The 25,194-nt window shown below is 62.3% G+C and carries 25 protein-coding genes; 9 read left to right on the plus strand and 16 right to left on the minus strand.

What is annotated here, in order from left to right:
- Positions 1–6: 6 nt before the first annotated feature.
- Positions 7–1,278 (minus strand): transcription termination factor Rho, encoded by a 1,272-nt coding sequence (rho, locus tag AIOL_RS19165; RefSeq protein ID WP_049644454.1) that lies wholly within the window; start codon positions 1,276–1,278, stop codon positions 7–9.
- A 112-nt stretch (positions 1,279–1,390) separates the two neighbouring features.
- Complete coding sequence (gene hemJ, locus AIOL_RS19170) at positions 1,391–1,846, minus strand: protoporphyrinogen oxidase HemJ (protein WP_049644455.1); 456 nt, start codon at positions 1,844–1,846, stop codon at positions 1,391–1,393.
- A gap of 400 nt (positions 1,847–2,246) precedes the next feature.
- Between hemJ and AIOL_RS19175 the strand changes: the two genes are divergently transcribed.
- The 4 genes from AIOL_RS19175 to dnaQ are packed head-to-tail and all read left to right on the plus strand — an operon-like array spanning position 2,247 to position 5,005.
- Positions 2,247–2,846, plus strand: coding sequence for a Maf family protein (locus AIOL_RS19175; RefSeq protein ID WP_049644456.1), 600 nt, complete (start codon positions 2,247–2,249; stop codon positions 2,844–2,846).
- Entirely contained in the window at positions 2,843–3,679 is an 837-nt protein-coding gene (locus AIOL_RS19180; protein ID WP_049644457.1) for a shikimate dehydrogenase, read from the plus strand. Before AIOL_RS19175 ends, AIOL_RS19180 begins: the two co-directional genes overlap by 4 nt.
- On the plus strand, positions 3,676–4,278 hold the full coding sequence (gene coaE / locus AIOL_RS19185; RefSeq protein ID WP_082152690.1) for a dephospho-CoA kinase: 603 nt from the start codon (positions 3,676–3,678) through the stop codon (positions 4,276–4,278). Before AIOL_RS19180 ends, coaE begins: the two co-directional genes overlap by 4 nt.
- Positions 4,271–5,005, plus strand: coding sequence for a DNA polymerase III subunit epsilon (gene dnaQ / locus AIOL_RS19190; protein ID WP_049644459.1), 735 nt, complete (start codon positions 4,271–4,273; stop codon positions 5,003–5,005). The genes coaE and dnaQ overlap by 8 nt, the downstream gene beginning before the upstream one ends.
- A 3-nt stretch (positions 5,006–5,008) precedes the next feature.
- Here the strand turns inward: dnaQ and secB are convergent, their stop codons facing one another.
- Both secB and AIOL_RS19200 read right to left on the minus strand, forming a co-directional pair.
- Positions 5,009–5,524, minus strand: a complete 516-nt coding sequence (secB, locus tag AIOL_RS19195; protein ID WP_049644460.1) for a protein-export chaperone SecB — start codon at positions 5,522–5,524, stop codon at positions 5,009–5,011.
- Positions 5,525–5,585: 61 nt separating this feature from the next.
- On the minus strand, positions 5,586–6,089 hold the full coding sequence (locus AIOL_RS19200; RefSeq protein WP_049644461.1) for an FxsA family protein: 504 nt from the start codon (positions 6,087–6,089) through the stop codon (positions 5,586–5,588).
- Positions 6,090–6,196: 107 nt separating this feature from the next.
- Here AIOL_RS19200 and AIOL_RS19205 point away from each other — a divergent pair, with 107 nt between their 5' ends.
- The 3 genes from AIOL_RS19205 (at position 6,197) to AIOL_RS26260 (ending at position 8,477) form a co-directional block, all read left to right on the plus strand.
- Positions 6,197–6,856, plus strand: a complete 660-nt coding sequence (locus tag AIOL_RS19205) for a Tim44/TimA family putative adaptor protein (RefSeq protein WP_049644462.1) — start codon at positions 6,197–6,199, stop codon at positions 6,854–6,856.
- Positions 6,853–7,896: a murein transglycosylase A gene (gene mltA, locus AIOL_RS19210; RefSeq protein WP_049644463.1), complete on the plus strand. Its 1,044-nt coding sequence runs from the start codon at positions 6,853–6,855 to the stop codon at positions 7,894–7,896. Before AIOL_RS19205 ends, mltA begins: the two co-directional genes overlap by 4 nt.
- Before the next feature lie 239 nt (positions 7,897–8,135).
- Complete coding sequence (locus tag AIOL_RS26260; RefSeq protein ID WP_326973157.1) at positions 8,136–8,477, plus strand: Smr/MutS family protein; 342 nt, start codon at positions 8,136–8,138, stop codon at positions 8,475–8,477.
- 135 nt (positions 8,478–8,612) lie between these two features.
- Here AIOL_RS26260 and AIOL_RS19220 read toward each other — a convergent pair whose 3' ends face one another.
- The 4 genes from AIOL_RS19220 to hslV are packed head-to-tail and all read right to left on the minus strand — an operon-like array spanning position 8,613 to position 12,802.
- Complete coding sequence (locus AIOL_RS19220; protein WP_049644465.1) at positions 8,613–9,827, minus strand: MFS transporter; 1,215 nt, start codon at positions 9,825–9,827, stop codon at positions 8,613–8,615.
- Between the two features lie 39 nt (positions 9,828–9,866).
- On the minus strand, positions 9,867–11,174 hold the full coding sequence (gene hslU, locus AIOL_RS19225; RefSeq protein WP_049644466.1) for an ATP-dependent protease ATPase subunit HslU: 1,308 nt from the start codon (positions 11,172–11,174) through the stop codon (positions 9,867–9,869).
- A gap of 12 nt (positions 11,175–11,186) precedes the next feature.
- The gene (locus AIOL_RS19230) at positions 11,187–12,251 is read right to left on the minus strand and encodes a hypothetical protein (RefSeq protein WP_049644467.1); all 1,065 of its coding nucleotides are present in this window, start codon (positions 12,249–12,251) and stop codon (positions 11,187–11,189) included.
- On the minus strand, positions 12,248–12,802 hold the full coding sequence (gene hslV / locus AIOL_RS19235; RefSeq protein WP_049644468.1) for an ATP-dependent protease subunit HslV: 555 nt from the start codon (positions 12,800–12,802) through the stop codon (positions 12,248–12,250). The genes AIOL_RS19230 and hslV overlap by 4 nt, the downstream gene beginning before the upstream one ends.
- Positions 12,803–12,897: 95 nt before the next feature.
- Between hslV and AIOL_RS19240 the strand changes: the two genes are divergently transcribed.
- Entirely contained in the window at positions 12,898–13,812 is a 915-nt protein-coding gene (locus tag AIOL_RS19240) for a capsular polysaccharide export protein, LipB/KpsS family (protein WP_049644469.1), read from the plus strand.
- A 46-nt stretch (positions 13,813–13,858) separates the two neighbouring features.
- On the opposite strand, the gene trxA is transcribed toward AIOL_RS19240, so the two are convergent.
- From trxA to AIOL_RS19275, 7 genes are all read right to left on the minus strand, one after another.
- Entirely contained in the window at positions 13,859–14,185 is a 327-nt protein-coding gene (gene trxA / locus AIOL_RS19245; RefSeq protein WP_049644470.1) for a thioredoxin, read from the minus strand.
- A 59-nt stretch (positions 14,186–14,244) separates the two neighbouring features.
- Complete coding sequence (addA, locus tag AIOL_RS19250) at positions 14,245–17,553, minus strand: double-strand break repair helicase AddA (RefSeq protein WP_049644471.1); 3,309 nt, start codon at positions 17,551–17,553, stop codon at positions 14,245–14,247.
- A complete protein-coding gene (gene addB / locus AIOL_RS19255) occupies positions 17,553–20,483 on the minus strand; it encodes a double-strand break repair protein AddB (protein ID WP_049644472.1) in 2,931 nt (976 codons plus the stop codon). Before addB ends, addA begins: the two co-directional genes overlap by 1 nt.
- Complete coding sequence (locus AIOL_RS19260) at positions 20,476–21,150, minus strand: nucleotidyltransferase family protein (RefSeq protein ID WP_049644473.1); 675 nt, start codon at positions 21,148–21,150, stop codon at positions 20,476–20,478. Before AIOL_RS19260 ends, addB begins: the two co-directional genes overlap by 8 nt.
- Complete coding sequence (locus tag AIOL_RS19265; protein ID WP_049644474.1) at positions 21,126–22,070, minus strand: aminoglycoside phosphotransferase family protein; 945 nt, start codon at positions 22,068–22,070, stop codon at positions 21,126–21,128. The genes AIOL_RS19260 and AIOL_RS19265 overlap by 25 nt, the downstream gene beginning before the upstream one ends.
- Positions 22,071–22,134: 64 nt before the next feature.
- Complete coding sequence (tsaE, locus tag AIOL_RS19270; protein ID WP_049645554.1) at positions 22,135–22,614, minus strand: tRNA (adenosine(37)-N6)-threonylcarbamoyltransferase complex ATPase subunit type 1 TsaE; 480 nt, start codon at positions 22,612–22,614, stop codon at positions 22,135–22,137.
- 5 nt (positions 22,615–22,619) lie between these two features.
- On the minus strand, positions 22,620–23,147 hold the full coding sequence (locus tag AIOL_RS19275; protein WP_049644475.1) for an invasion associated locus B family protein: 528 nt from the start codon (positions 23,145–23,147) through the stop codon (positions 22,620–22,622).
- A 169-nt stretch (positions 23,148–23,316) separates the two neighbouring features.
- Here AIOL_RS19275 and AIOL_RS19280 point away from each other — a divergent pair, with 169 nt between their 5' ends.
- Positions 23,317–24,306: an asparaginase gene (locus tag AIOL_RS19280; RefSeq protein ID WP_049644476.1), complete on the plus strand. Its 990-nt coding sequence runs from the start codon at positions 23,317–23,319 to the stop codon at positions 24,304–24,306.
- Here the strand turns inward: AIOL_RS19280 and serB are convergent.
- Positions 24,303–25,175, minus strand: coding sequence for a phosphoserine phosphatase SerB (gene serB / locus AIOL_RS19285; RefSeq protein ID WP_049644477.1), 873 nt, complete (start codon positions 25,173–25,175; stop codon positions 24,303–24,305). The two genes, AIOL_RS19280 and serB, sit on opposite strands and share 4 nt — an antisense overlap.
- Positions 25,176–25,194 lie beyond the last annotated feature (19 nt).

Below are 25,194 nucleotides of genomic sequence, written 5' to 3' on the forward strand. Positions count from 1 at the left end.
TGGACCTCAGGTGTTCATCGAATCGAAGAACTCTGAGTTGGTTTTTGTCTGCTTGAGCTTCGACAGCAGGAACTCGATCGCGTCCGTCGTCCCCATCGGGTTCAGGATGCGGCGCAGCACAAAGGTCTTTTGCAGATCAATCTTGTCGACCAACAAGTCTTCCTTCCGGGTGCCGGATTTAAGGATATCCATCGCCGGATACACGCGCTTGTCGGCGACCTTACGGTCCAGCACGATCTCAGAGTTACCCGTGCCTTTGAATTCCTCAAAGATCACCTCGTCCATACGGCTACCGGTGTCGATCAGCGCCGTCGCGATAATGGTCAACGAACCGCCTTCCTCGATGTTCCGGGCGGCACCAAAGAAGCGCTTGGGGCGCTGCAGGGCGTTCGCATCCACACCACCGGTCAGCACCTTGCCCGAGGACGGCACAACGGTGTTGAAGGCCCGGCCCAGGCGGGTGATCGAATCCAGCAGAATCACAATGTCGCGCTTGTGCTCGACCAGACGCTTGGCCTTTTCGATCACCATGTCAGAGACCGCCACGTGCCGCGTCGCCAGCTCGTCAAAGGTCGAGGAGACAACCTCGCCCTTAACGGACCGCTGCATGTCCGTAACCTCTTCCGGGCGCTCGTCGATCAGCAGCACGATAAGGTAGCATTCCGGATGGTTGGCCTCAACGGAATGCGCAATGTTCTGCAGCAGCACCGTCTTACCGGTCCGCGGCGGCGCCACGATCAGTGAACGCTGCCCCTTCCCGATAGGCGCCACAAGGTCGATGATGCGGGCCGAGCGATCCTTGATCGTCGGATCCTCGATCTCCATCTTCAGGCGCTCATCGGGGTAAAGCGGCGTCAGGTTGTCAAAGGCAACCTTGTGCTTGGCCTTTTCCGGTTCCTCGAAGTTGATCGATTCCGCCTTGGTCAAGGCAAAGTACCGCTCGCTCTCGCTGGGCGCGCGGATCACGCCAGAGACGGTGTCGCCGGTGCGCAGGCTGTACTGGCGTATCATCTCAGGCGAGACATAGATATCGTCCGGGCCGGGAAGATAGTTCGCTTCCGGCGAGCGCAGGAACCCAAAGCCGTCCTGGAGCACTTCCAGCACCCCGTCGCCACCGATCACCCAGCCCTCTTCCGCCTGCTCGCGCAGGATCTGGAACATCATCTCGCCCTTACGCATGGTCGAGGCGTTCTCGATCTCCAGCTCCTCAGCCATGGACAGAAGGTCCTTAGGGCTCGTGGCTTTGAGTTCAGATAGGTTCAAACGTTCTTCGCTCATGGGAATATCCATTTGCAGAGGCGCGCGGCGCCGCTCTGTCAGTGTTAAGTCTGGAAAGCTCACGACCGGACGGCCGCGGCGCTCATTTAGGGGCTTGGCTGCGATAAGTCAATCAAAACGGGCGAACCACCACCGAGACCACGATAATCACCAGCAGCAGCGTCGGCAGCTCGTTCATCATGCGGTACTGACGCCCGGTCACGCTGTTGGTGCCAGAAATGAAATCCTTGCGCCGTTTCGCCAGCCAATGATGGAACCAAGTCATCGCGATAATGCTCGCGGCCTTTGTCCAAGGCCACAGCGCGCCCCAGTCCACCACGCCGGGCGTAAAGACCAAGCACAGCCCAAACACCCAGGTCGCAATCATCGCAGGGTTCATAATGGCCCGCAGCAGACGGCGTTCCATCGTCTGGAACATCTCATCGGTCGCGCTACCCGCCTCGACGGATTCCACGTGATAGACAAACAGCCTTGGCAGATAAAAGATCCCAGCCATCCACGCGACCACCGAGATGATGTGCCCGGCCTTTATCCAAGGATACGCGTTTAAGAGCCATTCAGTGATCATACCGGACCTTTCTAGAAACCCTTCTTAAAAAATAATTAAATTAAGAAAAGGATGATGAATATGTAGGTCCTGTGGATAACGGGGATTAAATTTTTATCCAATGGGTTTTGCAGCCTGTGAAAAAACCGCGGGAATTTTATCCACATATGTGAAAATCTATAAATATGCTTTTAAAAACAGAAACTTATACGGTTATTTCTTGTGCGTAAACCAAGGCGTTCCGCCGCGATCCTCGTGGTTTTCCGATTTCTCACAGCCGATCTGAGGAAATACCCACATCGGAAAAACTTCTAACAAATCCGGTGAAATGGCCAATCTATCCCGTGACAGCCGCGACGGTCACGTTTACCCAAATTTAACGAACACGTTTACCCAGCCACACACCCACAAAGTTCTCCACATGCCCGACCCGATCATCCTCGCCTCTGGCTCGCAGATCCGACAGGATCTTTTGCGCAATGCGGGTGTGCCTTTCGAAGTTGTCGTCGCGCGGGTTGACGAAGACGCGATGCGCCAAGCGCTTGAAATTGAGATGGCAAAGCCGCGCGACGTGGCCGACCATTTGGCCGAGGCCAAGACCCGGAAGGTCGCGGGCAAACACCCCAGCCGCCTGGTCTTAGGTTGTGATCAGGTTCTTAATTTTCAAGGTCAGATCCTCTCAAAGCCGAAATCGGCAGAGGAAGCCCGCGCGCAGCTGGACGCCCTATCCGGACAAACGCACGAGCTGATCTCTGCCGCTGTGATCTATGAGAATGGCGAACCTGTGTGGCGGCAGATCGGCACGGTGCGGATGGCAATGCGCGCCGCCTCTGCCAAATATCTGGATGCTTATGTGGCCCGGAACTGGGAAAGCATCCGGCACTCCGTAGGTGGTTACAAGCTCGAAGAAGAAGGCAGCCGGCTGTTCCAAAAAGTGCACGGCGATTATTTCCATGTGCTTGGGATGCCGCTATTGGAGGTGCTGTCCTATCTTACTCTCAAAGGGGTCATCGACGGATGAGCGAACTTCCACGCATCCCGCTGGCTGGCGTCATTGGCTCGCCGGTCGCGCATAGCCGATCGCCGACCCTCCATAGCTATTGGTTGAAGCGCTATGGGATCGCCGGGGCCTATATCCCGATGGACGTGTCACAATCGGATCTGGCAGAGGTGATCCGCGTCCTGCCCAAGGCTGGTTTTGTGGGGTTGAACGTTACGATTCCGCATAAAGAGCATGTTATGGCCATCGCGGATCTCGTCACCGACCGCGCTGCTTTGATCGGTGCGGCGAACACGCTGATTTTTCGCAAGGATGGCAAGCTGCACGCGGACAATACCGACGGCTACGGGTTCATAGAGAACCTGCGCCAGAACGCGCCGGATTGGGACCCAAAGGCCGGACCGGCCGCGGTTATCGGCGGCGGCGGGGCGGCGCGCGCGGTTGTGGCTTCGCTGATAGAGACCGGTGTTCCCGAGGTCCGGCTGAGCAATCGGACACGCGCCCGCGCGGATGCCCTACGCGCGGAATTCGGCGCCAAGGTCACGATCTATGAATGGGTGCAGGCCGGCAACATGCTCGACGGTGCGACAACTGTCGTGAACTCAAGCTCGCTTGGAATGACCGGCAAGCCAGAGCTTCGTGTGCCTTTGGACGCGTTGTCGCCAAGCGCTGTGGTGACCGATTTGGTCTATACACCGCTAGAGACCAACCTATTGCGGCATGCGTCTGACATCGGGTGCACGGTGGTGGACGGGTTGGGCATGCTTTTGAACCAAGCTGCCCCGGCTTTCGAACGCTGGTTCGGCAAGCGCCCGGTCGTTGATGACGCGGTCCGGCAGGTCATGCTGAGGTGAGCAAGCCGCCATTCCTGATCGGGCTGACAGGTTCCATCGGCATGGGCAAGACTACGACTGCCCAGATGTTCGCCGACGAAGGTGTTCCGGTTTGGGATGCCGACGCGGCTGTGCATCGGCTTTATGGCTCCGGCGGGGCTGCCGTTGTCCCGATTGGAGAGCTTTACCCAAAGGCCGTCGTCAATGGTGTGGTCGACCGCGAGGCCCTGAAACGTTGGATCTCGGCAGATGACACAGCGCTCAAAAGGATCGAGGCCGCGGTGCACCCGCTTGTTGCGCAGGACCGCGCTGCGTTCATTGCCGATTCAGACGCCGCGATCTTGTTGTTCGACATACCGCTGCTCTTTGAGACCGGAGGCGATGTTGGGATGAACGCTATTGTCGTGGCCAGTGCACCGCCCGAGGTTCAGCGCGCCCGCGTGCTGGCTCGACCTGGAATGACGCCAGAGCATTTCGAGACGATTCTAGCCAAACAGACGCCGGATGCCGAGAAACGCGCGCGCGCGGATTACATCATCGATACGCAAACACTTGAGGGCGCGCGTTCGGCGGTGCAAGCTTGCCTTGCTGATATTCGCCGCAGGATCGCCAATGCGTGAGATCGTTCTAGACACCGAAACCACCGGGTTCGAGCCCGAAACCGGTGACCGCATCGTCGAGATCGGCGCGATCGAACTTTCGGGCCATATCCCCACGGGGCGCACCTTTCATGTCTACGTGAACCCCGAACGGGGTATGCCGGACGAGGCGTTTGGCGTGCACGGGATTGGTCCGGACTTGCTGTCCGAGCCACGCGCGGCGAAACCGGGCGAGGTCACGCTACGGGACAAGCCCCTGTTCAAGGACATCGCCCAGGGCTTTATCGATTTCATCGGCGACGCCAAGCTGGTGATCCACAACGCGTCCTTTGACATGAAGTTTCTGAATGCCGAGCTTGGCTGGCTGAACTATCCAAAGCTGCCCATGGACCAGGCGATTGACACTCTGGCCATCGCGCGGCGCAAGTTTCCTGGGTCGCCCGCGTCTTTGGATGCGCTTTGTCGTCGCTTTAGCATCGACAACTCCTCGCGCACGCTGCACGGCGCGCTGCTGGACAGCGAAATTCTGGCAGAGGTCTATCTGGAATTGATCGGCGGGCGTCAGCCGGATTTCGGGCTGGCGGGCGGAACGGCGGATTCCGGCGGCAATGCGGACGGCAATGCCTGGCGACCAAAGCCGCGTCCGGAACCGTTATCCTCGCTGGTCACGCCAGCCGAAAGCGCCGCCCATGACGCCTTTGTCGAGGCGCTGGGCGACGATGCGATTTGGAAAAAACTGGACGCTTAAGCCCTAGTTCTTGGGCTGCTGCTGCGCCTCGGCGACCTTTTGCTGAACCAGCTGGCGGTAGATCGCAACGAAATCCACCACATCCATGTTCAGCGGAGGGAAGCCGCCTTCGCGCGTCAGATCGGAAACCAGGCGGCGCACGAACGGGAACAGCATCCGCGGGCATTCGATCATCAGAAACGGATGAAGCTGCTCTTCGGGGATATTGTCGATCATGAACAGGCCGGCATAATCCAGCTCGATCACAAACAGCGTCTCGCCACCGTTCTTATTCTTGGACGTGATCGAGTATTTCGAGACCACCTCGTAATGGTTGTCACCAGAGGGGCGCTTTTTGGCGTCAAGGCCGACCTGAACGTTGAATTCAGGCGTAACATCGCCACCGGTAACGCCCTTTTGAACCATGATGTTCTCGAAGGACAGATCGCGAATGAACTGCGCCATGACTTGCATCTTGGGCGGTTGCGGCGTGGGCTGCGCCTCGGTTGCTTCGGGCGTGGTGCCACCATTCTCTGCCATTAATCTCTTCCTCGCATGGAATTTTGGGTTCGGGCCCCTCTAGCAGGTCGCTTAGGGGGCCTCAATGCCGAGTCCAGCCAGAAGTCCCATGCGTTGGAGATTTTGGCCGGTCGACTTCCTCTGGTTTCGTCGCAACTTCCTCGAATTCACCATCAATGACATCGTCCCGCGTCGCGCCTGTGCCAGGGCGAGGCGCCGATCCCATTGAGAATTGAGCGACCTTTACCCTCGCGCGGACATAGCCGAACACCGCCAGCCGCACCTGCGGAACCAGCAATAGAAAGCCGACAGTGTCGGTGAAAAATCCGGGCGTTAGCAGCAGCGCGCCCGAGAAAAGGATCATCGCCCCGTGGGCCAGATGTTCGGTCGGATCATTGAGCTGCTGGAACGAATTTTGCAGGTCCGCAAGCGCGCGCAACCCCTGCGCACGCACCAGCCAAGTGCCAAGAATGGCGGTGATTACGACGATCAAAAGAGTCCAGCCCAGACCAATGGCGCCACCGATCTGGATGAAAAGCGCGATCTCGATCAGCGGAACTGCGACAAATAGGGCGAAAAGCCACATGATATCCTCGTTATTCGTAGCTGTGGTAAGGTGGACTCACCGGCATGTGCACCCTACATATGCGCGGTAGACCACTGATGCCACCTTACGCCTGAAAAGAGACCTCAATGAACTCGTCCATCATCCAACTTTTGGTGCTTGCTGGAATCGCCGTGTTCCTGATCCTAAGACTGCGCAGCGTCTTGGGTACGCGCGAGGGGTTCGAGAAGCCGCGCGCCGAGGCTCCGACCAGCGATGCGCCCATGCGCCGCGGCTTTGAGGTGATCGAGGGTGGGCCGGATCTGGACATCACGGATCACGTCGAAGAGGGCTCGCCAGAGGCCGAAGCCCTGGCCGAAATGAAGCGCGCCGAGCCAAGCTTTGCCGTGGGCGAGTTCCTGCAGGGCGCGCGCGGGGCGTATGAAATGATCCTGATGAGCTTCGAGCGCGGCGACATCGATGATATCGCGGCCTTCTTGGGCGAGGATGTGCATCAGACCTTTGTGGACGTTGTCGGCGCCCGCGAAGATCAGGGCCTTACGATCGAGGCGAATTTTGTTGGCGTGCGAGAGCTGACGCTGGTGGGCGCGCATTTTGACCCCTCCAGTGCGGTGGGCGAAGTGACGGTTCGTTTTGTGGGCGAGCTGACCTCGGTCGTTCGCGATGCCGCCGGCGAGATCATCGAAGGCGATGCAACAGAGGTGAAGCGCCAGAAGGATATCTGGACCTTCGCGCGTGAAATGGGAACCGACGATCCCAACTGGAAGCTTGTCGCGACCGGGGAATGAGGCGGCTTGTCTATGCGTTGGCGGCAGCGATTGGCCTAAGCGTGTCGGGCGCCGCATCAGGACAATCCCTGTCCTATGAGGTTCTGGAATTCGAAGACCTCAAAGGATGGCGCAGCGACGATCACGACGCCGCGCTGAAGGTCTTCCTGAACACCTGCATGGATATGAAGGACCCGGATTGGTCCTCGCTGTGCTCCTTGGCCCAAGAGCAAACATCTGCGCGCACGTTCTTCGAGCTCTTCTTTAAGCCGGTTCTCGTAGAAGACGGCGACCCGATGCTTTTTACCGGGTATTTCGAGCCAGAGTTGAACGGTTCGCTGCAGCGCACCGCGACCTATCGCTACCCTCTCTATAAAAAGCCGCCGGAGGTGAGGAACGGCATCCAGTGGCTAAGCCGGGCACAGATCGAGAACGGAGACGCGCTCAGCGGGCGCGGGCTAGAGATTGCCTGGATTGATGATCCTGTTGATGTGTTTTTCCTGCAGATCCAGGGTTCTGGCCGGGTGAAGCTGCCGGACGGAAACTACCTGCGCGTCGGCTATGGCGGAAAGAACGGGCATGATTACAAGTCCGTGGGCCAAGAGCTTGTGCGGCGCGGCGTGTACCAGCCGCACCAGGTATCCGCGCAGGTGATCCGGAATTGGGTGAAGCGGAACCCAGTGGCAGGCCGAAGGCTTTTGCAGACGAACCCATCCTATGTGTTCTTTCGCGAGGTGAGCCGCGTGCCAGCGGATCAGGGTCCGCTTGGGGCCATGAATCGCTCGATCACGACCTTACGGTCGATTGCGGTCGACCCGAAATTCACGCCGCTTGGCGCGCCTGTTTGGATCGAGAAGGGTGGCAGCACGCCGATGCGACGGCTGATGATCGCGCAGGATACCGGTTCCGCCATCAAGGGCGCGCAGCGGGCCGACATCTTCTATGGGACGGGTGACTATGCCGGGCGCCGCGCCGGTGAGACCCGCGACCCGGGGCGTATGGTCGTGCTGATGCCGATCCAGCGCGCCTATGCCTTGGCCTTTGAGGGCCAGGACGGGTGAGCAAGAAACGCGGTCGTCGCGGTCTCTCAGAGGACGACCGCGCGCTCTGGAACCGAGTGGCGCAAAGCGCAAACCCTCTGCATACGAGTGCCCCCAAACCTAAGCCGTTGCCCGAGATGTTTGAGCCGGAAGAAATCCCGCCGCCTCCGAAAATGCCCAAGCCAAAGTTCAGGTCCAGCGGACCTTCGACCGCTACCGCCGTGCCGCCGATAAAGAAGGCAAACAGCTCAGAGCTGCGTATGGATCAGAAGTCCTTTGACAAGCTGAAGCGCGGTAAGCTTAAGCCAGAGGCCCGGGTCGATCTGCATGGGATGACCCAGGCGCGGGCGCATGGTGTGTTGAGCACATTTATCCAGGATGCGCATGCGCGTGGGCTGCGGCTGGTCCTGGTGATCACCGGAAAAGGCAAAGACCGCGACGATGGCGGACCGATTCCGACGCCGCGCGGGGTGCTGCGGCACAACGTGCCGCAATGGCTTGGTCTGCCCCCGTTGTCGCTGATGGTGCTGCAAGTGTCCGACGCACATCAGCGCCACGGCGGTGGCGGGGCGTATTATGTGTATCTAAAGCGGCGGCGCTAATTTCCTGCGACTATGGGTACCGGTTCTGCGCCCGGAGTAACGTAGATGCAGCGCGCTGCCCGCCCATGTCCATTTTCCGCCGATTCGCGTTAAGATATCCCGAATTTCCAATGGACATGGGGCCGCGCCAAGACCTTAGCCCAGCGCCCTAGCCGCACGCCGCACACCCGCCCAGACGAGCACCACAACGGCCACAAAATACCCCGCGATCCAGAACATCTGGCCCTCAAACGCCAAACCCGCATCAATGATGGCGCCGGTGATCCATGGCCCCGCCGCCGATCCCAGCACCATGACCGCCGTCGCCAGCGCCTTGATCGAGCCAATGCTTCGGGTGCCGTAGAACTCCGCCCAAAAAACATTCGGGATTGTCGCGTTCGCGCCATGCCCGATGGCGACCAAAGCCAGCCCGATGGCCGCGGCGCCTAAAGAACTGGTTGCCCCGAGCACCACGAACCCCGCCGCGATCGGCAGCCCGGCGAAAGCAATGAGGCGCGCAGATCCCAGCCGGTCCACCAGAGCGCCCGTCGCAAGGGTCGCGACCAAAGCGACCCCGGTATAGAGCGGGAAGAGCGTGACCAACGCGGCGTGGCTCCAGCCCTTGGTCTCTGCCAGGTGCACCTGCTGGAAGAAGAGCGCCGTGATCCAGGCGGACGGCCCCAGGATCGCGGGCACCATCAGCCAAAACAGCCAATGTCGGATCGTGTCCCGCCGGGACCAATGCCGGCCGTGCATGCCGGTCGATTGGCTGTCCTCTGCCACCGATTGCGGCGTCCTTTCCAGGCGAAGTAGGGTCGAAAGTAGCGGTATCATCAGCAAAACGAAGACCGCGAAGCCAAACCACAGCACCCACCAGTCCACGATGTCGAACATGAAGACGATGAAGAGCGGCAAGAACGCCTCGCCCACGGCGTAGCCCAGCGACGCGATGGCCAGCGCCTTGCCCCGCGAGCCCACGAACCAGCGCGCCATGGCCACGACGGCGATGTGGCTGATCATGCCCTGCCCGGTAAAGCGCAGCGCGAAGATCACGAAGGGCAGCGCCCAGGCCGCCGGGGCCAGAGCCATCGCCAGGCAGGCCAGCGCGAGCAGCACCAAGACAACCGCGCCCAGGTAGCGCGCGCGGAAGTGGTCCGTCAGCACCCCCGCCCAGATCATCACCAATCCGCTCGCCAGGGTGCCGATACCGTAGAGCCGCCCCCAATCGCCGTCCGTTAGCCCGAACTCGGCGCGGATCTCGCCCGCAAAGACCGAGATCAGGAAGGTCTGCCCAAAGCTGGAGCAAAATGTCAGCAGCGCCCCCGCCGCAAGGAATGGCGCGTTCTGACGGAGAAACTGCGGGAACGACATGCGCCATCAGTGACGGAGCATGCCAGGAATGAAAAGCGCTTAGAGTACGTAGCGGCTTACATCCACGGACTTGGTCAGCTCGCCCAGGTTCGCGTCGACAAAACCCGCATCCACGGTGATCTCCTCGCCCGCGCGGTCCGGTGCGGTGAACGAGAGCTCTTCGAACACGCGCTCCATCACCGTATAGAGCCGCCGCGCGCCGATATTCTCGACCGATTGGTTCACCTCTGCGGCGATCTTGGCCAGCGCCGCGATGCCGTCCTCGGTGAAGGAGACCGTGACCTCCTCGGTGCCCATCAAGGCGGTGTATTGCAGGGTCAAAGCATTGTCCGTCTCGGTCAGGATGCGCACAAAGTCCTCCTCGGTCAGCGCGCGCAGCTCCACCCGGATCGGCAGGCGCCCCTGCAGCTCGGGCAGAAGGTCCGAGGGCTTGGCGATGTGGAAGGCGCCCGAGGCGATGAACAGGATATGGTCGGTCTTCACCGGGCCGTGTTTGGTCGAGACGGTGGTGCCCTCGATCAGCGGCAGCAGGTCGCGCTGCACGCCTTCGCGGCTGACATCGCCGCCCTTATGTTCCTGCCGGGCGCAGACCTTGTCGATCTCGTCGAGAAAGACGATCCCGTTCTCTTCGACGGCACTGATGGCGGCGCGGGTCACGGTCTCGTCGTCCAGAAGCTTATCCGCCTCCTCGCCGATTAGAACGGCATAGCTTTCGGCCACGGTCAGTTTGCGCGTCACCATGCGCCCGCCCATTGCCTTGCCCAGCATGTCGCCGAGATTCATCATCCCCATGTTCGAGCCAGGCTGGCCCGGGATCTCGAACATTGGCATCGGGTTGGAGCTATCCGTTAGCTCTAGCTCGATCTCATGGTCGTCCAGCTCGCCGGTCTTCAGCTTGCGGCGGAACATCTCGCGGGTCTGCTCGCGGGCGTCTTTGCCCGCGATGGCCTCGATCACGCGCTCCTCGGCGGCCTGATGCGCGGCGGCCTTGACCTCTTCGCGCATGTTCTCGCGGGTCATGATGATCGCGGCGTCCACCAGGTCGCGCACGATCTGCTCGACATCGCGGCCGACATAGCCGACCTCGGTGAACTTCGTGGCCTCGACCTTTAGGAACGGCGCCTTGGCAAGCCGCGCCAGGCGGCGGCTGATCTCTGTCTTGCCGACCCCGGTGGGCCCGATCATCAGGATGTTCTTGGGGTAGACCTCGTCGCGGATGTCGTCGGGCAGGTTCTTGCGCCGCCAGCGGTTGCGCAGGGCCACGGCCACGGCGCGCTTGGCGTCCTTCTGGCCGATGATAAAGCGGTCCAGCTCGCTGACGATTTCGCGGGGGGTAAGATCGGTCATATCAGTCTCTATTCAAGCCGTAGGAGGCAATTTCGACAAAGGTAGGAACGGGGCGAGCCCGCGCAAGAGCACGGCGCGAATGCGTTCCCAGAACGCCCCCAGCATAAGCAGCGTGATGCCAAGGATCAGGATCGCCATGGCGGTGCCGCCAGCGTCGCCCACGGTGGTCGCAACCGCCACGACATAGCCCACGCCGGTGATCAGGAAGGACCGCCGGTCGATGATCATGGCAATCAGGGCGATCAGCCCCAAGAACGCGATCAAAAGCCCCATCGCGCCCGCGCTGTCCGAGGACAGCAAGGTCAGCGCGATGGTGTTCACGATGGCGGGTGCGGCGATCACATGCAGCCAGAACCCGTTCGCCGCGCGCCGGGTCACGCGATGCGGGTCGCTCATGTCGAACATCATCGCCACGGCAAAGGTCGCCACGCCCAGCGCGAGCGTCAGCCAAGCAAAGTTGCTGCCCGCAGACAGCAGAAAGAAGTCCCGCAGGTCACCAGGCGCTTCCCCGCCCGCCGCCGACTGTACCACAGCGGCGGCAAAAAGCCCGAGTGCAACGAAGGCCAGCGCAACGGGCACCCGGAACCGGAACCAAAAGACAAAGACCGCTGCGGTCGTCAGCAGCAAAGGCAATGGGATGCTGGTCAGGTCATTCTGCATGACCATGAAGGGCTGCGCGAGCCAGGCGTTGAGCCCCGCCGCGGCATTCCCGGCAAAGAGCACGGTCAGGGCAATCGCGGGCGCGACCATGCGGCGGCGGCGGATAAAGTACTCTGCCAGCGCCCACAGGACCCCTGCCCCGATCACCGCATAAAGCGTGATGCGCCCCATCGTACCGCCCAGATTGGTGCCAATCGACACGCCGGTCACGGCGATCCAGCCCATGGCCAGGATCACCAGGCCAACGACGATGAAGATCTCGTTAAAGCCCTTGAACAGCTCAAAGGGTTCGTCCCCCGGCGCAAGGTTCTCGCGCGCGCCGCGGCGGCTATCGGCCAGCGCCGCCAAGGACGCCGCCTGCGATTCCGTCACGATTCCAGCCGAAACCGCCGCTTGGAGGTCCTTGCGCTCAATCATCCGGCGATGGTTTCCACGGTCAGGTTGCCGTTGGTGTAAACGCAGATATCCGCAGCGATCGCCATGGCGCGGCGGGCGACCTCCTCGGCGGATAGGTCGCCGTCCATCAATGCCCGTGCGGCGGCCAGGGCGTAGTTCCCGCCTGACCCAATCGCGGTCACGTCATGCTCTGGCTCCAGCACGTCGCCCGCGCCGGTGATCACGTAGATCTCCTTGCCGTCGCTGACGATCAGCATCGCCTCGAGCTTTTGCAGGTACTTGTCGGTGCGCCAGTCCTTGGCCAGCTCCACCGCGGCGCGTTGCAGCTGCCCTGGGGTGGCCTCCAGCTTGGTCTCCAGCCGCTCTAGCAGGGTGAAGGCGTCCGCCGTCGAACCCGCGAAGCCGCAGACCACGTCGAACCCGCCCGGGCTGAGCCGCCGCACCTTGCGCGCGGTGCCCTTGATCACGGTTTGGCCGAGGCTGACCTGCCCGTCGCCCGCGATCACCACCTCGCCGCCCTTCTTGACGCCGATAATGGTGGTGCCGTGCCAGCCTGGGAATTCTTCCGACATCGAACTCTCCTTACATTGACCGCCTATATGGCTATCTCGGACCTGCGGAACAACCCGCTTTGACTTCTCTTCAATCGCCGCACATAGCTAGGCGCATGGCCGATGCCCAAGTCCTGCGCGTTTATCTTGACGAGACCGACCTTGCCCGCGCGGTGGACGGGTCTTTCAATATCATGAACAAGATACGCTCTGCCTTCGAGGGCGCCGGGTATCGCGTGGAATTCGTTAAGAGCACAGCGGTCGAGCGCGCCAAATCCGCCGCGTGCGGCGGCTACGCGCTGTTTCATATGGAGGATCCGTTCCACTCCCGCGCGCTGACCCTGCGGCGCGCCTATTTCTACCCCTTCTGGCGGATCGAGTCCTCGGCCAAGCGCTGGGAGTGGCAGATCGCGAAGACAAAATTCGACCCAGAGGCGGTGAACCGAAAAGCCGCGGACCGGTTTGTGGCAAATACACGCAAGCGTCTCTTTGGTGAGATCTCGGAGGTCGAAACCGACAGCACGGTCTACATCCCGCTGCAGGGCCGCCTGTTGGACCGCCGCTCTTTCCAAACGCAAAGCCCGCTGGACATGATCCGATCCGTTTTGGCGCATGAACAGGATCGAGAGATCGTCGTCGGGTTACATCCCAATGAGGCCTACACGACCGAGGAAACCGATGCGCTGCGCGATTTGGCCGATCAGAACCGGCGGCTAACGCTTTCATCCGAGCCGATGGTCAAACTGTTGCAGCGCTGCGATTACGTGGTGACCGAGAACTCGTCAGTCGCGCTGAGCGGTTACTTCTTTGAAAAACCCGCCGTGCTCTTCGCGCAAATCGACTTTCATCACATCGCGGCGAATGTCTCTGCGCTGGGTGCGGAGGCCGCGATCGCGTCTGCGCCCGACCTAAGGCCGGACTTCGCCGGATACCTGCACTGGTTCCTGAAGAAAACCACGATCAATGGCGGCGCGCCTGAGGCAGAGGCCCAGATTTTAGCGGCGGTGCGCTGTCGGGGCTGGAAGATTTAAACGAAAAAGGGCGCCGAAGCGCCCTCAATCAATCCGTCGATTAGGATCAGCCGTTGATCGACGACTCGATCCAGTCCTGCAACGCGCCCTTCGGTGCGGCGCCGGTCTTGTTGGAAATGGGCTGGCCGTCCTTGAACATGAACAGGGCCGGGATGCCGCGCACGCCCATCTTGGCGGGCGAATCCGGGTTCTCATCCACGTTGATCTTGGCGATCTTGATCTTGCCGCTCATCTCTTCGGACAGTTCCTCAAGCGCGGGGCCGATCTGTTTGCACGGGCCGCACCACTCTGCCCAGAAGTCGACGACGACGGGGATATCAGAGTTCACAACTTCTGCTTCGAAAGTCTCATCGGTGACGGCGACGGTGGCCATGTCTGCTCTCCTTGGGCAAAGCGTTTGGGTTGCGAAGCTATGTGCGCCATGCTGGCGCGTCAAGATGTAGTCGCTCTGGACAAAGCATTCCTCACGATGTCGTGTGAGAGCGGCATGAGGCATGCGTTGCGCGTCCACAGGATCGCCAGCTCCACCGGTTTGTCGGGGAAAATCTGTTCCAAAGCAGCAAGGTAGGCGCCCATCTGGCGCAAGATGCCCTCTGGCACTTCGGCGGGGCTGCCCGGCACAACCGCGTTGGTCTTGTAATCGACGGCCAGAACTTTGCTGCCGGTGACGACCAGCTTATCCACCACACCTGCAACGCGCCTGCCGTTCAAAGCGGCAATTGACGCCGTCAGGTCAACTTCGGACTGGGTTCCGGCGACAAAGAGATGAGAAAGCGCGGGATCTTGCAGCACGGCCATAGCCTCACGAATCGCGTCCGTTTGGGGCGCGTCGGCGAATTCTGCGGACAAAAGCTGTTGCGCCACGGCCTCTGAATGCCCCGGCTCGCATTCAGGCAGGACCTCTAGCAAGCGGTGGACCATGGAACCGTGGCGCAGCGCGGTTTCCTCGTCTTGGCCGCCCAGCCCGCCGATTGCTTTGGCGCCGCCCAGCCCCGAGGGCGCAAGGGGTTCCTCTGGTCGCGCAGGGGTGTCCGCGACCTGCGATGCCCAAATTGGGATGGTGGTGTCCAGATCTGCGGGCTGTTTGGGCTGCTCAAGTTCGCCTTGCGCCCAGCCCAGCGGCTCGTATCTTAGCCCGTGCTCGGTATCGACCGCCCCGAGGTCTGACAGGCACTCCTTGGACTTGGCGTACCAAGACTCCGCCGCCTCGCCCACTTCCCCGGCCGCAGCAATCACCAGCCAGGTTTCCGCGCGGGTGGCGGCCACATAAAACAACCTCTCCTGCTCTTCCAACTCGCGCGCTTTCCGCCGCGTTAGAGCCGAATTCATGCCGTCCGGGCGTTCCGGTGCGGGTACTTTCCAAAAGGCGTGACCCTCGACCGGCACGATCTGGTCGCGCGCCTGAAGGTCCCGCTTGTTGGTGTCGGGCAGGATGACGATGGGCGATTCAAGCCCCTTCGCACCATGCACGGTCATCACGCGTATCTGATCCCCGGCGGTGTCGAGCTGCCGTTTGACTTCGACCTCGTCGGTCTGCATCCAACTGATGAACCCGGTCAGGCTTGGGACCTCGGCCTGTTCGTAGAAAAGCGATTGCGATAGAAGGGCGTCAATGCCGTCCTCTGCCTCTTGCCCGAGCCGACCAAGAAGCTTCCTGCGGCCCTCGTGCCGCGTCAGGATGCGCTCGATCAGATCGTATGGCCGCAAGAAATCCGCCGCGCCGCGTAGATCGTCCAGCATCGCGACGGTATCGGCAAAATCCTCGCGGCGGCTGCGCAGCTCTTGCCACAGATAGGTTTGGCCCCGATTTGCGGCGAGCTCATAAAGCGTCGCCTCGTCCCAGCCAAAAAGCGGAGACTTTAGCGCGGCGGCCAGGGACAGGTCATCCTCTGGCGTGGCGAGAAAGGCCATCAGCGCCGACAGGTCTTTCACGGCCATCTCGGCGCCAAGCTTTAGCCGATCCGCGCCCGCCACGGGCAGGTCATAGCGCTTGCAGGCGCGGATGACCTCTTCGAACAGGTTGGACCGCCGCCGGACCAGGATCAAAAAGTCCGAGGCCCTGATGAGCCTCTGCCCGCCCTCGCGTGTCGGCAGCGTCTGCTTGCCGATCTGCTGGGCCATGAACTCGGCCACGCGCTGGGCGAGGATCACGTCGTGATGGTTCTCGGCGACGATATCAACCGGGTCGTACCATTCCTTCTTTTCGGGCTCTTCGGTCTTGGGCACCACCGGCCACAGGTCCACGCGCCCGGCATGCGATTGGTGGAAGGCGCGGTGGCGCATCCCGTCAATCGTGACGGCCCGGTCGACAAACCGCAGGATCGCGTCCGACGAGCGGAAGGAATGCTCTAGCTCCAGCGGCTGAAACGGGGCCTCGATCTGCGCCAGTTTCTCGCCAAACTGGGCCTGCATGCGGTCGAATTCGCGCGGATCGGCGCCTTGGAAGGAATAGATCGACTGCTTTTTGTCGCCCACCACAAAGATCGTGCGAAGCACATCGTCGCGGGCGCCAAGCCCGGCGGTGAACTCTTGTGCCAGGCGCTCGATGACCTGCCACTGCGCCGGGCTGGTATCCTGGGCCTCGTCCACCAGGATGTGATCCAACCCGCCGTCCAACCGGTAGAGCACCCACGAGGCCACCGCGTCATTTGACAACAAGGCGCGGCATTTGAGGATGAGATCGTCGAAATCGAGCCAGCCCATCCGCTGCTTTTCGGCGGAATATAGCCCCAGGAACTGCGCCGCGAAGCGGTGCAAGCAGGCGGACTTTTGGGCGGAATAGAGACAGTTCCGCCGATCCCTGGCCGCTTCGATCCGCTGCATGAACTGCTGCAATGGCTCTAGCGCGGCGCCAAGGCCTTCGCGACAGGCCTTGGTCGGAAACCGGTCCAGTTTCGCGCCAAACGGGGACTTGGCCGATTCCCCGTAAAGGAAGACACCCGCCAGCATTTTGATGTCGTCGATGCCCGGCTGCGCCCAGTCGATCCCCGCCAGCTTCTGCCCCGCCTTGATGTCTGTGCTGCTGCCCTCGGACAGAGCGCGCATGACCTTGGGCATGAAGAGAGGTTCTTGCCCGGTGAAGCATTCCCTCAAAAGCGCTGCATCAGAGAAATCGCGCGGCAGGCCGACGGCCTGCAAAAGATCGCCAAGCTCCGCTGGGGTGTGAAACATCTCGCGATCGTTCAGGATCGCCTGCAGAATACCGCCAAGCTCGCCGCCGCCCAGGTGCCGCGCCAAGTCGTCGAACGCCTGGCCGGATCGCTCGGCGAGGTCTTCCGCGACCTTGTCTTGCAGCAAACGCGCGGTGCGCTCGTCGATCTCCATGAAGTTGGGCGAGATCTCGGCCTCCAGAGGAAACCGCCGCAATAGCCCCGCGCAAAAAGAGTGGATGGTTTGAATGCGCAGCCCGCCGGGCGTCTCAATGGCGCGCGCGAAAAGCCTGCGGGCATCGCTGAGACGCCCATCCGCCGCAACGCCCAGCGTTTGCAGCTCTGCGGCCAGCGAGTCATCGTCGCGCATGGACCAATCGCCAAGACGCTTGAACAGACGGTTCTGCATCTCTGACGCGGCGGCCTTGGTATAGGTCAGGCACAGGATGTTCTGCGGTTGAACGCCCTCTAACAAGAGCCGCGCAACCCGGTCGGTCAGCACCCGCGTTTTGCCGGATCCCGCGTTGGCCGAAAGCCAGGTCGAGGTGGCGGGCTCGGCCGCCTGCACTTGTCTGAGGGTCGCTGCGTCCATCACCCGACATCCTCGTTTTGCGGCGGGTGGCTTTCGTCCCACTCACCGAACCGCGCAAGGTGATCGTAGTCGCCCTGCACGGATTGGCGGTTCACGGCGCGGCGAGAGCTGTACCCCCGCGACCGGTCCTGGAAGGCTGCCAAAAGCCGCCGCAGCCCGATCAGAACAGTGTCTAAGTCGCCCGAATTCGCCTCTACGGGGTCGAATTTGGGGCTTGTCCCCAACCCGATATACCCGACTTCGCAAACGGGGCCTCTGGGGACGTCCATGATCTCTCCGCGCTCGGCGATCAGCGCGGACAAAAGCAGCTGCTTGTCAAAATGCTCCTGCACTTTCGCCGTGGGGATCTGGCCGGTCTTGTAGTCATAGGCCGCAAGATCGCCGCTCGCCCCGCGATCAATCCGGTCAATCTTGCCATAGAGGCGCATGCCGATGTCTGCCAGGTCGAAATGCCCGTCTTTCTCTAGGGCAATCGGGTCCCGCTGTGTGCGGCGCTGGTACTCGCCCGCGACGAACCAGTCTGCCAAGCCGGCCACCCGCGCCATCCATAGCCGTCGGGCCGCGGGCCATCCGACCCGTTTCTCAAGCACCGCGCCGGCGATGGACAAAAGCGCGACGCGGTCATCCGCAAGCGACCCGGAAAGCGGAGCGGAAATGAAACGCTCGAACACCTCGTGCAAAACCGTGCCGCGCATCGCCGCGTCGGGGGATTGCCGCAGCGGATCCAGCGGCCGCAGCCCCAGGATGCGCCTGGCGTAAACGGCATATGGATCGCGGATCAGGCGTTGGACTTCGGTGATAGAGATCTCGCTGGGGCGGTCTTCCACCGGTGGCCTTGGCGAAGGACGCGGCGCGGGCGCGACGGCGTGCTGCGTGGGCGTTCCGAGGTTCTCGGCCAGTCGGACCCATTCCGAACCGCGGTCTTGCATGCCTTTCAGGGCGGACTTGCCAGTGTCCCCAAGACCGCTCAGCAGGTTCATCAGCCGGTTGAGCCAGCGCGAAGGCACGGTCTGCGCCTCGGCATCGCGGATTGATCGGCTTATGATCACGCGTTGGCCGCACACGGCCTGCTGAAAATCATGCGCCGACAGGCCAATCTCGCGTTCCGGCAGCAGCATGCCCGCCTGATGCCGCAGGACGCGGTTCAGCCAGGGATCCGGGCGCGCGGGCTGCGGCCATGTTCCCTCGTTCAGCCCGCCAAGGATGACCAGGTCGGCGCCCTGCACCCGGGCCTCGAGCGTGCCCCAGATCATCAGGTCGGGATGCGCCAGGATTGCGCTGCGCACCTCGCCTTGGTTTAGGACGCCCCGGAACAGCGCGGTGTATTCGTCGGCGTCTAGGGTGCCGCCATAGCCGGCCTCGGACCGCAGCGATTCAACCAGATCCAGGGCGGCGACGCCCGCGGCCTCCAGCCATAGCGCGCCGGACCCCATGGCGCCCGGCCCGGCGCAAAGGCGCTCGGTCGTCGCAATGTGATGGTCAAGGCGGGCGTCCAGGCTGCTGCCATCCGGCTGCTGAAGCGCATCCAGCACGCCGCCGATCCATGCGACCCAATTGGTCCTGTCCTCGTCACCGCCCGCGGCCCATGCTTCAAGATCCCGCCGCGTGATATAGGCCGGGCCGCGGCGACGCAGCCAAAGCTCGAACTCGCGCGTCTGCAATAGATGCCCGCCGCGGCTGCCATCACCGGTCGCCACAAGCGGATGCTTCAGCAAGGCCAGGAACGTGTCCCCGGTCACTTTCCGCTGGATCAGAGACGAAACCTGCCGAAGCAAACGCCCGGGTGGAGACAAGGCCAATGGCTGCCCGGCGCTGTCATCGGGTACGATCCGCCACCGATCCAGGGCGGCGGTGACCTGCCGTGTCAGCGTGCGGTCGGGCGTGATCAGCGCCGCGGTCTTGCCGCGTTCATGGGCGTCCCGCAGGGCCAGCGCGATCGAGAGCGCCTCGATCCGGGCAGAGGGCGCCTCGATCAGCGACACATCAGCGGTCGCTGCGTCCAGGTGTTCCAGCTTTGGCCCCTCGACAAGCCATTGATCCGTGACCGGCGCGGGCCGCAGCGCAAGCGAAACCAGCTTGCTTCGCGGTGTCGAGACGTCCTCGCCCGACCAGCACCCAATAGCCCTCGGGTCGATCCCAATCGAACGGGCCAGCTTCCCAAAGCGAAACTGCGGGTGATCCTCGCCGGTGATGGCGCTGTCCAGCTGCGACCAGGCGCTATGCGGCATATCAAAGTCGAAACCCGGCAGAACCAGCGCGCCCTGCGACAGATCGCAGACCGCGCGCATGAGTTCTGCGGTGGACCCGCGCGAGCCGGTAGAGCCCGCGACAATGACCGGATGCGACGGTGGCGCCGCTGACCAGCGGGCCTTAACCGCCTTGATCACCATCCGTTGCCGTGTCTCCGGCGTGGGCGCCTCGTCATCAAAGAGCGGTTGAATCAGCGAGATGAATTTGAGGCTCCGCTGCCAATGTCCAGAGACCTCTGCGATATCCAGCCGCTCCAAAACGCCGACATCGACGCCTTCCGACTGCATCTCGTCCATCAGGGCCGACAGGCTGTCCGCCAGGTCGTAGATTGCGGTGCGCGGCGCCAGGTCGGGCTCGCGTTCGATCAGTTTCGAGACAAGCTGTGCCAGTTCAAGCTTACGTCGCAGCGCGGGCACCATTGGCGGGATGTCCGGGAACCGCACGTCGCGGGCGAAATCGGTGATCAGCCGGATGCGCGGCAAAAGGGTGGCCCCGCCAGCGTCAAACAGCGCCTTCAAACGGCGCTGCATGCGCCGCGTGTTGACGTAGATCTCGACATCGGGCCAGGCCTCGGGCGGCAGGCCGACCATCCGGTCGCGCAGGCCCTTCAAGAGGGCGGCGGGGAAATCCTCGCCGGGCGGTACGCCAAAGACGCGCGGTGTGTCGGTTGGCTCAAACACCCAGCATATCCTTTGCCAGTGCGATGCTCTCGGGCTGGCCGACATCGCACCATTTCCCCGGATAGCTCATGCCATAAAGGCGATCCTCCGACAGCATCCGGTCCCAGATGAGGTTCAGCGAGAAAACCTCGTCCTTGACCAGCTCCAGACTGTCCGTCTTAAGGATCTGAGCGCCGACATAAACCGTCCCGGGCCCGCGCCTAAGTCGCCCATCCGCGCCGAGTCCAAAGTCACCGGCACCGCGGTGACCCATCGCTCGTTCAGGCTCTATCACAGCCAAAAGCGCATCCATTTTGTCCGGCTGCCACGCCGCGCGCAGAAGCTCTAGCACATTTGGCCCCTGCCAAACGGCATCTGAGTTCAGCGTGATCACAGGCCCCTTGGGGAATTGCGGCAAGGCGTGGCGCAGCCCGCCCCCGGTTTCAAGCAAGACCTCCTCAAAGACAGTGCTTGCGCCGCTGCCGTTCAGATGGGCCTCGACCATGGGCGCAAGGTAGTGGGTGTTCACCACGACCTGGTCGCCCGGCGTGGTCAATGCCAGCGCGTGGTCCAGCAGCGCCTGCCCGGCAACCTCGATCAACGGCTTCGGGCGCGTATCGGTGAGCGGTGCCATGCGGGTGCCCCGCCCCGCGGCAAAAATCATCACACCTGTCGGGCCGCGTCGCATTGGCGTTTGAGATCCTCTATCACGGTGTCGGTGGGGACCGGCAGGTCGTCTAGGACGCGCGCCGCTAGTCCTGCCAGGGCCGGGTGTCGCAAGTTGCTCTCAACATATCGCCATACGCGTGGAAGAAAATCCAAATATCGCGGCTTGCCGTGCAGCAGGGCTAGGCGCGTGAAAACGCCCAGGATTCGAAGGTTCCGCTGCACGCCGACCGCCGCGAAGGCGGTGCGCACGGTGTCCTTGTCCCGATTGGTCCCGGTTGCGAAGCGGTCCAGCATCGCCTCGATGACCGCGCGCGAGACGTCGCGCCGCGCATCCAAAAGCAGCGACGCCAGGTCATAGGCGACCGGACCACACACGGCGTCCTGAAAATCCAGCAGTCCTACGCGCGCATTGCCGGTCCGATCCGGGAGCCAGATCAAGTTCTCGGCGTGATAGTCGCGCAGCGCGAAGATCCCGTTCGGTAGATCCTGAAAAACCGCCTTCACCTCACCACTTGCGGCACTTAGCAAGCCGCCGGGCGCGCCAGCGACCGCGCGCCGGTACCAAGTGTAGGCGGGCTCTATCATGTCGCCGAGCGTCGCGGGGTCCAGCGCAGGCAACCCCGGTGGCGGCGCTTGCCCATCGAGCGCGATCAGCACGTCGACGGCCGCGGCGTATAAAGGTGTCTCTTGTTCCAGGCGCTCTTCGACAAGCTGCGCGATCAGCCCGTCGCCAAGATCCTCAAGCAGAAGAAAGCCCAGCGCATGGTCCTCGGCCAAGACGCGCGGGGCGCTTAGCCCCCTGCCGTTCAGATCAGCGCCCAGGCGCGCGAAGATTGCTGTGTCTTGCCCGGCCTCCGGTGCCGCATCCATCAAAACCGCGGTTTGGCCGTTTTTGTGTGTCAGCCGGAAATACCGGCGGGTAGAGGCGTCTTCCGCCATGGAAACAGGCTCTATACCGGCCCAATCGGTGGAATTTAGGAACGACTTAGCGCGTTGCAGTCGCTCATCCATCAAAGGCCACCCGGAACATTTCCAACCATCTGGGGTCCCCGGCCAAAACGCGCATATCCCTTTCGCCGGGATGCTCTGTCATCCGCAGCTCAAGCGTCGCGGCGCCCTTAACAAGCGCTGGATCCAGGCGGTCCGGCCACTCGATCAGGCACAGCGCCGTCATCAAAGCGTCCTCCAGGCCCAGATCAAGCACCTCATCGGGGTCGCTAAGCCGGTAGAGATCGGCATGCCAAATCTCAATGTCAGGCAGCGCGTAGCTCTGCACCAAAGTGAAAGTCGGAGACGGCACGTCTTCGATTGCACCCATGGCGGCCATGCGCGCCTGAATGAGGCTGCGCGCAAAGTGGCTCTTGCCGGCGCCCAAATCGCCCGACAGCAAGATCGTGTCGCCATTCCCTAGAAGCGGCGCAAGCCGCTGCGCGATGTCCGTGGTCTCTTGGGCAGAGGTGACCCGCCGTGTCAGCTGTTGCACGGGCGCTAGCTGCTGCACCTTTTTTCGGCTTCTTCGACCGCGGCGGTGAACCCAAACAGCGAGAACGTGTCTTGCGTTTGTGTCCCGCGAGAGGAGATGCCCGTAAGAACCGCCTCAGAGCCGCGCTTCATCGCAGTGATGATCTTTGCGTCGTCTGCATCCGATGCGGACCAGGCCATCTCGCCTTCGGTGAACAACTCGAACTTGGTTCCGCCCACATCCAGCGTCACCGTCGAATCCGGCCGGAACGGGTAGCCGCCGGTGAACGACACCTGGCCGGCCACGCTGGAGCTTGGGATATAGGACACGAAAAGCAACGTCGCGCTGCGGTTCACCTCCACGGGGCGCCCCTCGCGTGTGTTCACCACTTCCTTGGGCGCTGAAACGGACCAGCATTGCGCCGGGTCGCCTGCTTCAAACACGCTCCAATCGGTGTGCGCGGCCACTCGATTGTTGGATTCCTGCGCGCCCGCCGCCGTAGCGGCGAGGCAGAATACTGCGGCAAACGCTCCGCGGAAAATTGACATCTGCATCGTTATTGGGCCTCCGGTCGCCACTGCCTCTTCCCTGCTCACGGTCAATCTCGTGCGACCTTTTCGAGCAAGCTTGCGGTTTTCAATCAGCTTTACCTAGTTTAACGGAACTATGCCGATGTTTCAAAGCCCTCTTGGCAGAAAATCGCGCAGACTCAGGGAGACGCGGATGCAAGATGCTATTCCAATGGTCGAGCTATGGCGCGGTGAGTTCCTTGAATCCGTGCATCGCGGTCACGCAGTGGTGTGCGACGAGCGCGGAGAGATCGTCGAGGCCTGGGGCGATCCGCAGAAAATCATCCTGCCGCGGTCGTCCTGCAAGATGGTCCAGGCGCTGCCCTTGGTGGAAAGCGGAGCCGCGGATGCGCTGGGCCTGACGGCCGAGCAACTTGCGCTGTCCTGCGCCTCGCACAACGCCGCGGCGATCCATACGGACCGCGTGGCGCTCTGGTTGCGTGACCTGGGGCTCAGCGATGACGATTTCCGCTGCGGCCCGCAGAGCCCCGGCGATATGGATGCGCGATTGGCGATGGTCCGCGCGGGCGAAGAGCCCTGCCAGATCCACAATAACTGCTCGGGCAAGCACTCGGGGTTTCTGTCTCTAAACCAGCATATTCGCGGCGGGCCCGAGTATATCGAGGCGGACCACCCGCTGCAGAAAATGATCCGCGCCGCCTTTGAGGAGTGCACGGACGAGACAAGCCCCGGCTATGGCATCGATGGCTGCTCTGCCCCGAATTTTGCCACCTCTTTGCATGGTCTCGCCCGCGCCGCGGCGCGCTTTGCCAGCGCGGATGGCGACGACGCGCGGTCCCGCGCGATGCGCCGCCTGCGCGAGGCGATGATGCTGCACCCCGAGCTTGTCGCCGGCGAGGGCCGCGCCTGCACCGAGCTGATGCGCGCCGCCAAGGGCAAGGCCGCCATCAAGGGCGGGGCCGAGGCGATGTATGTTGCGATCCTGCCCGAGAAACGGCTCGGCGTGGCGCTGAAGATCGAAGACGGCACCTCGCGCGGCAGCGAATGCGCGATTGCGTCGATCCTGGTGCGGCTTGGCGTGGTGGAGCCTGACGACCCGCTTGTGCTGAAACGCCGCAATGCTGAGATCCGAAACCGCAACGGGATCATGACCGGCTACGTGCACCCCGCGGCGGGTTTTTAGGAGAATTCGTCTCTGTTATAGCCCTGTAGATACAAGAGCGCCGTCAGATCGCCGTAGTTGATGCGGATATCGCATTGCGCCGCGACGGCGGGTTTCGCGTGCAAGGCCACGCCCATTCCGGCGCGCCCCAGCATGCCCAGATCATTGGCGCCGTCACCAACGGCGATGGCGTCCTGCACAGTGATGCCTTGTTTGGCCGAGATCTGGTCCAGAGCCTCAACCTTCGCCGCGCGCCCGAGAATCGGGTGCTGCACAGCCCCGCTCAGCACAGCCCCGTCCCGCAAAAGCACGTTCGCGCGATGCTCATCCATGCCTAGATGCGTGGCCACGGGGCCGGTGAACTCGGTGAACCCGCCAGAGACCAAGGCGCAATAGGCGCCGCTGGCCTTCATGGTTGCAACCAGGGTCTTGCCGCCGGGCATATAGGTGATCCGCTCGGCCAGAACCTTTGTGATCACATCCACCGGCAACCCCGCCAGTAATCCGACCCTTTCGTCAATCGCCTGCTCGAAATCCAGCTCGCCGTTCATGGCGCGCGCGGTGATGGCGCTCACTTGCTCGCCGAACCCCGCTTCGGCTGCTAGTTCGTCAATGCATTCCTGCTGGATCAGGGTCGAGTCCATATCCGCGAGCAAAAGCCTCTTGCGCCGGTTTTCGGCTGGAACAGGCACCATATCGACGCCCAGCTCGCGGCAATCCTCCCAGGCGGTCCAGAAGTTGCCGGGAAGTCGTTCGACTGGGAACTCCGCCGCTTCGTCCGGCGATAGCCAGGTCACGTCCCCGCCGCCCCAGGCGTTGCGCAGGGACGTCGGCAGCGCGGGGTCAAGGTTCCGCCGCTGCGGGTCGGCAATGAGTGTGATCACAAACATGAACGCATCCTGACAGGTC

It is taken from the genome of Candidatus Rhodobacter oscarellae (genome assembly GCF_001078595.1).
Taxonomy (GTDB): domain Bacteria; phylum Pseudomonadota; class Alphaproteobacteria; order Rhodobacterales; family Rhodobacteraceae; genus Rhodobacter_B; species Rhodobacter_B oscarellae.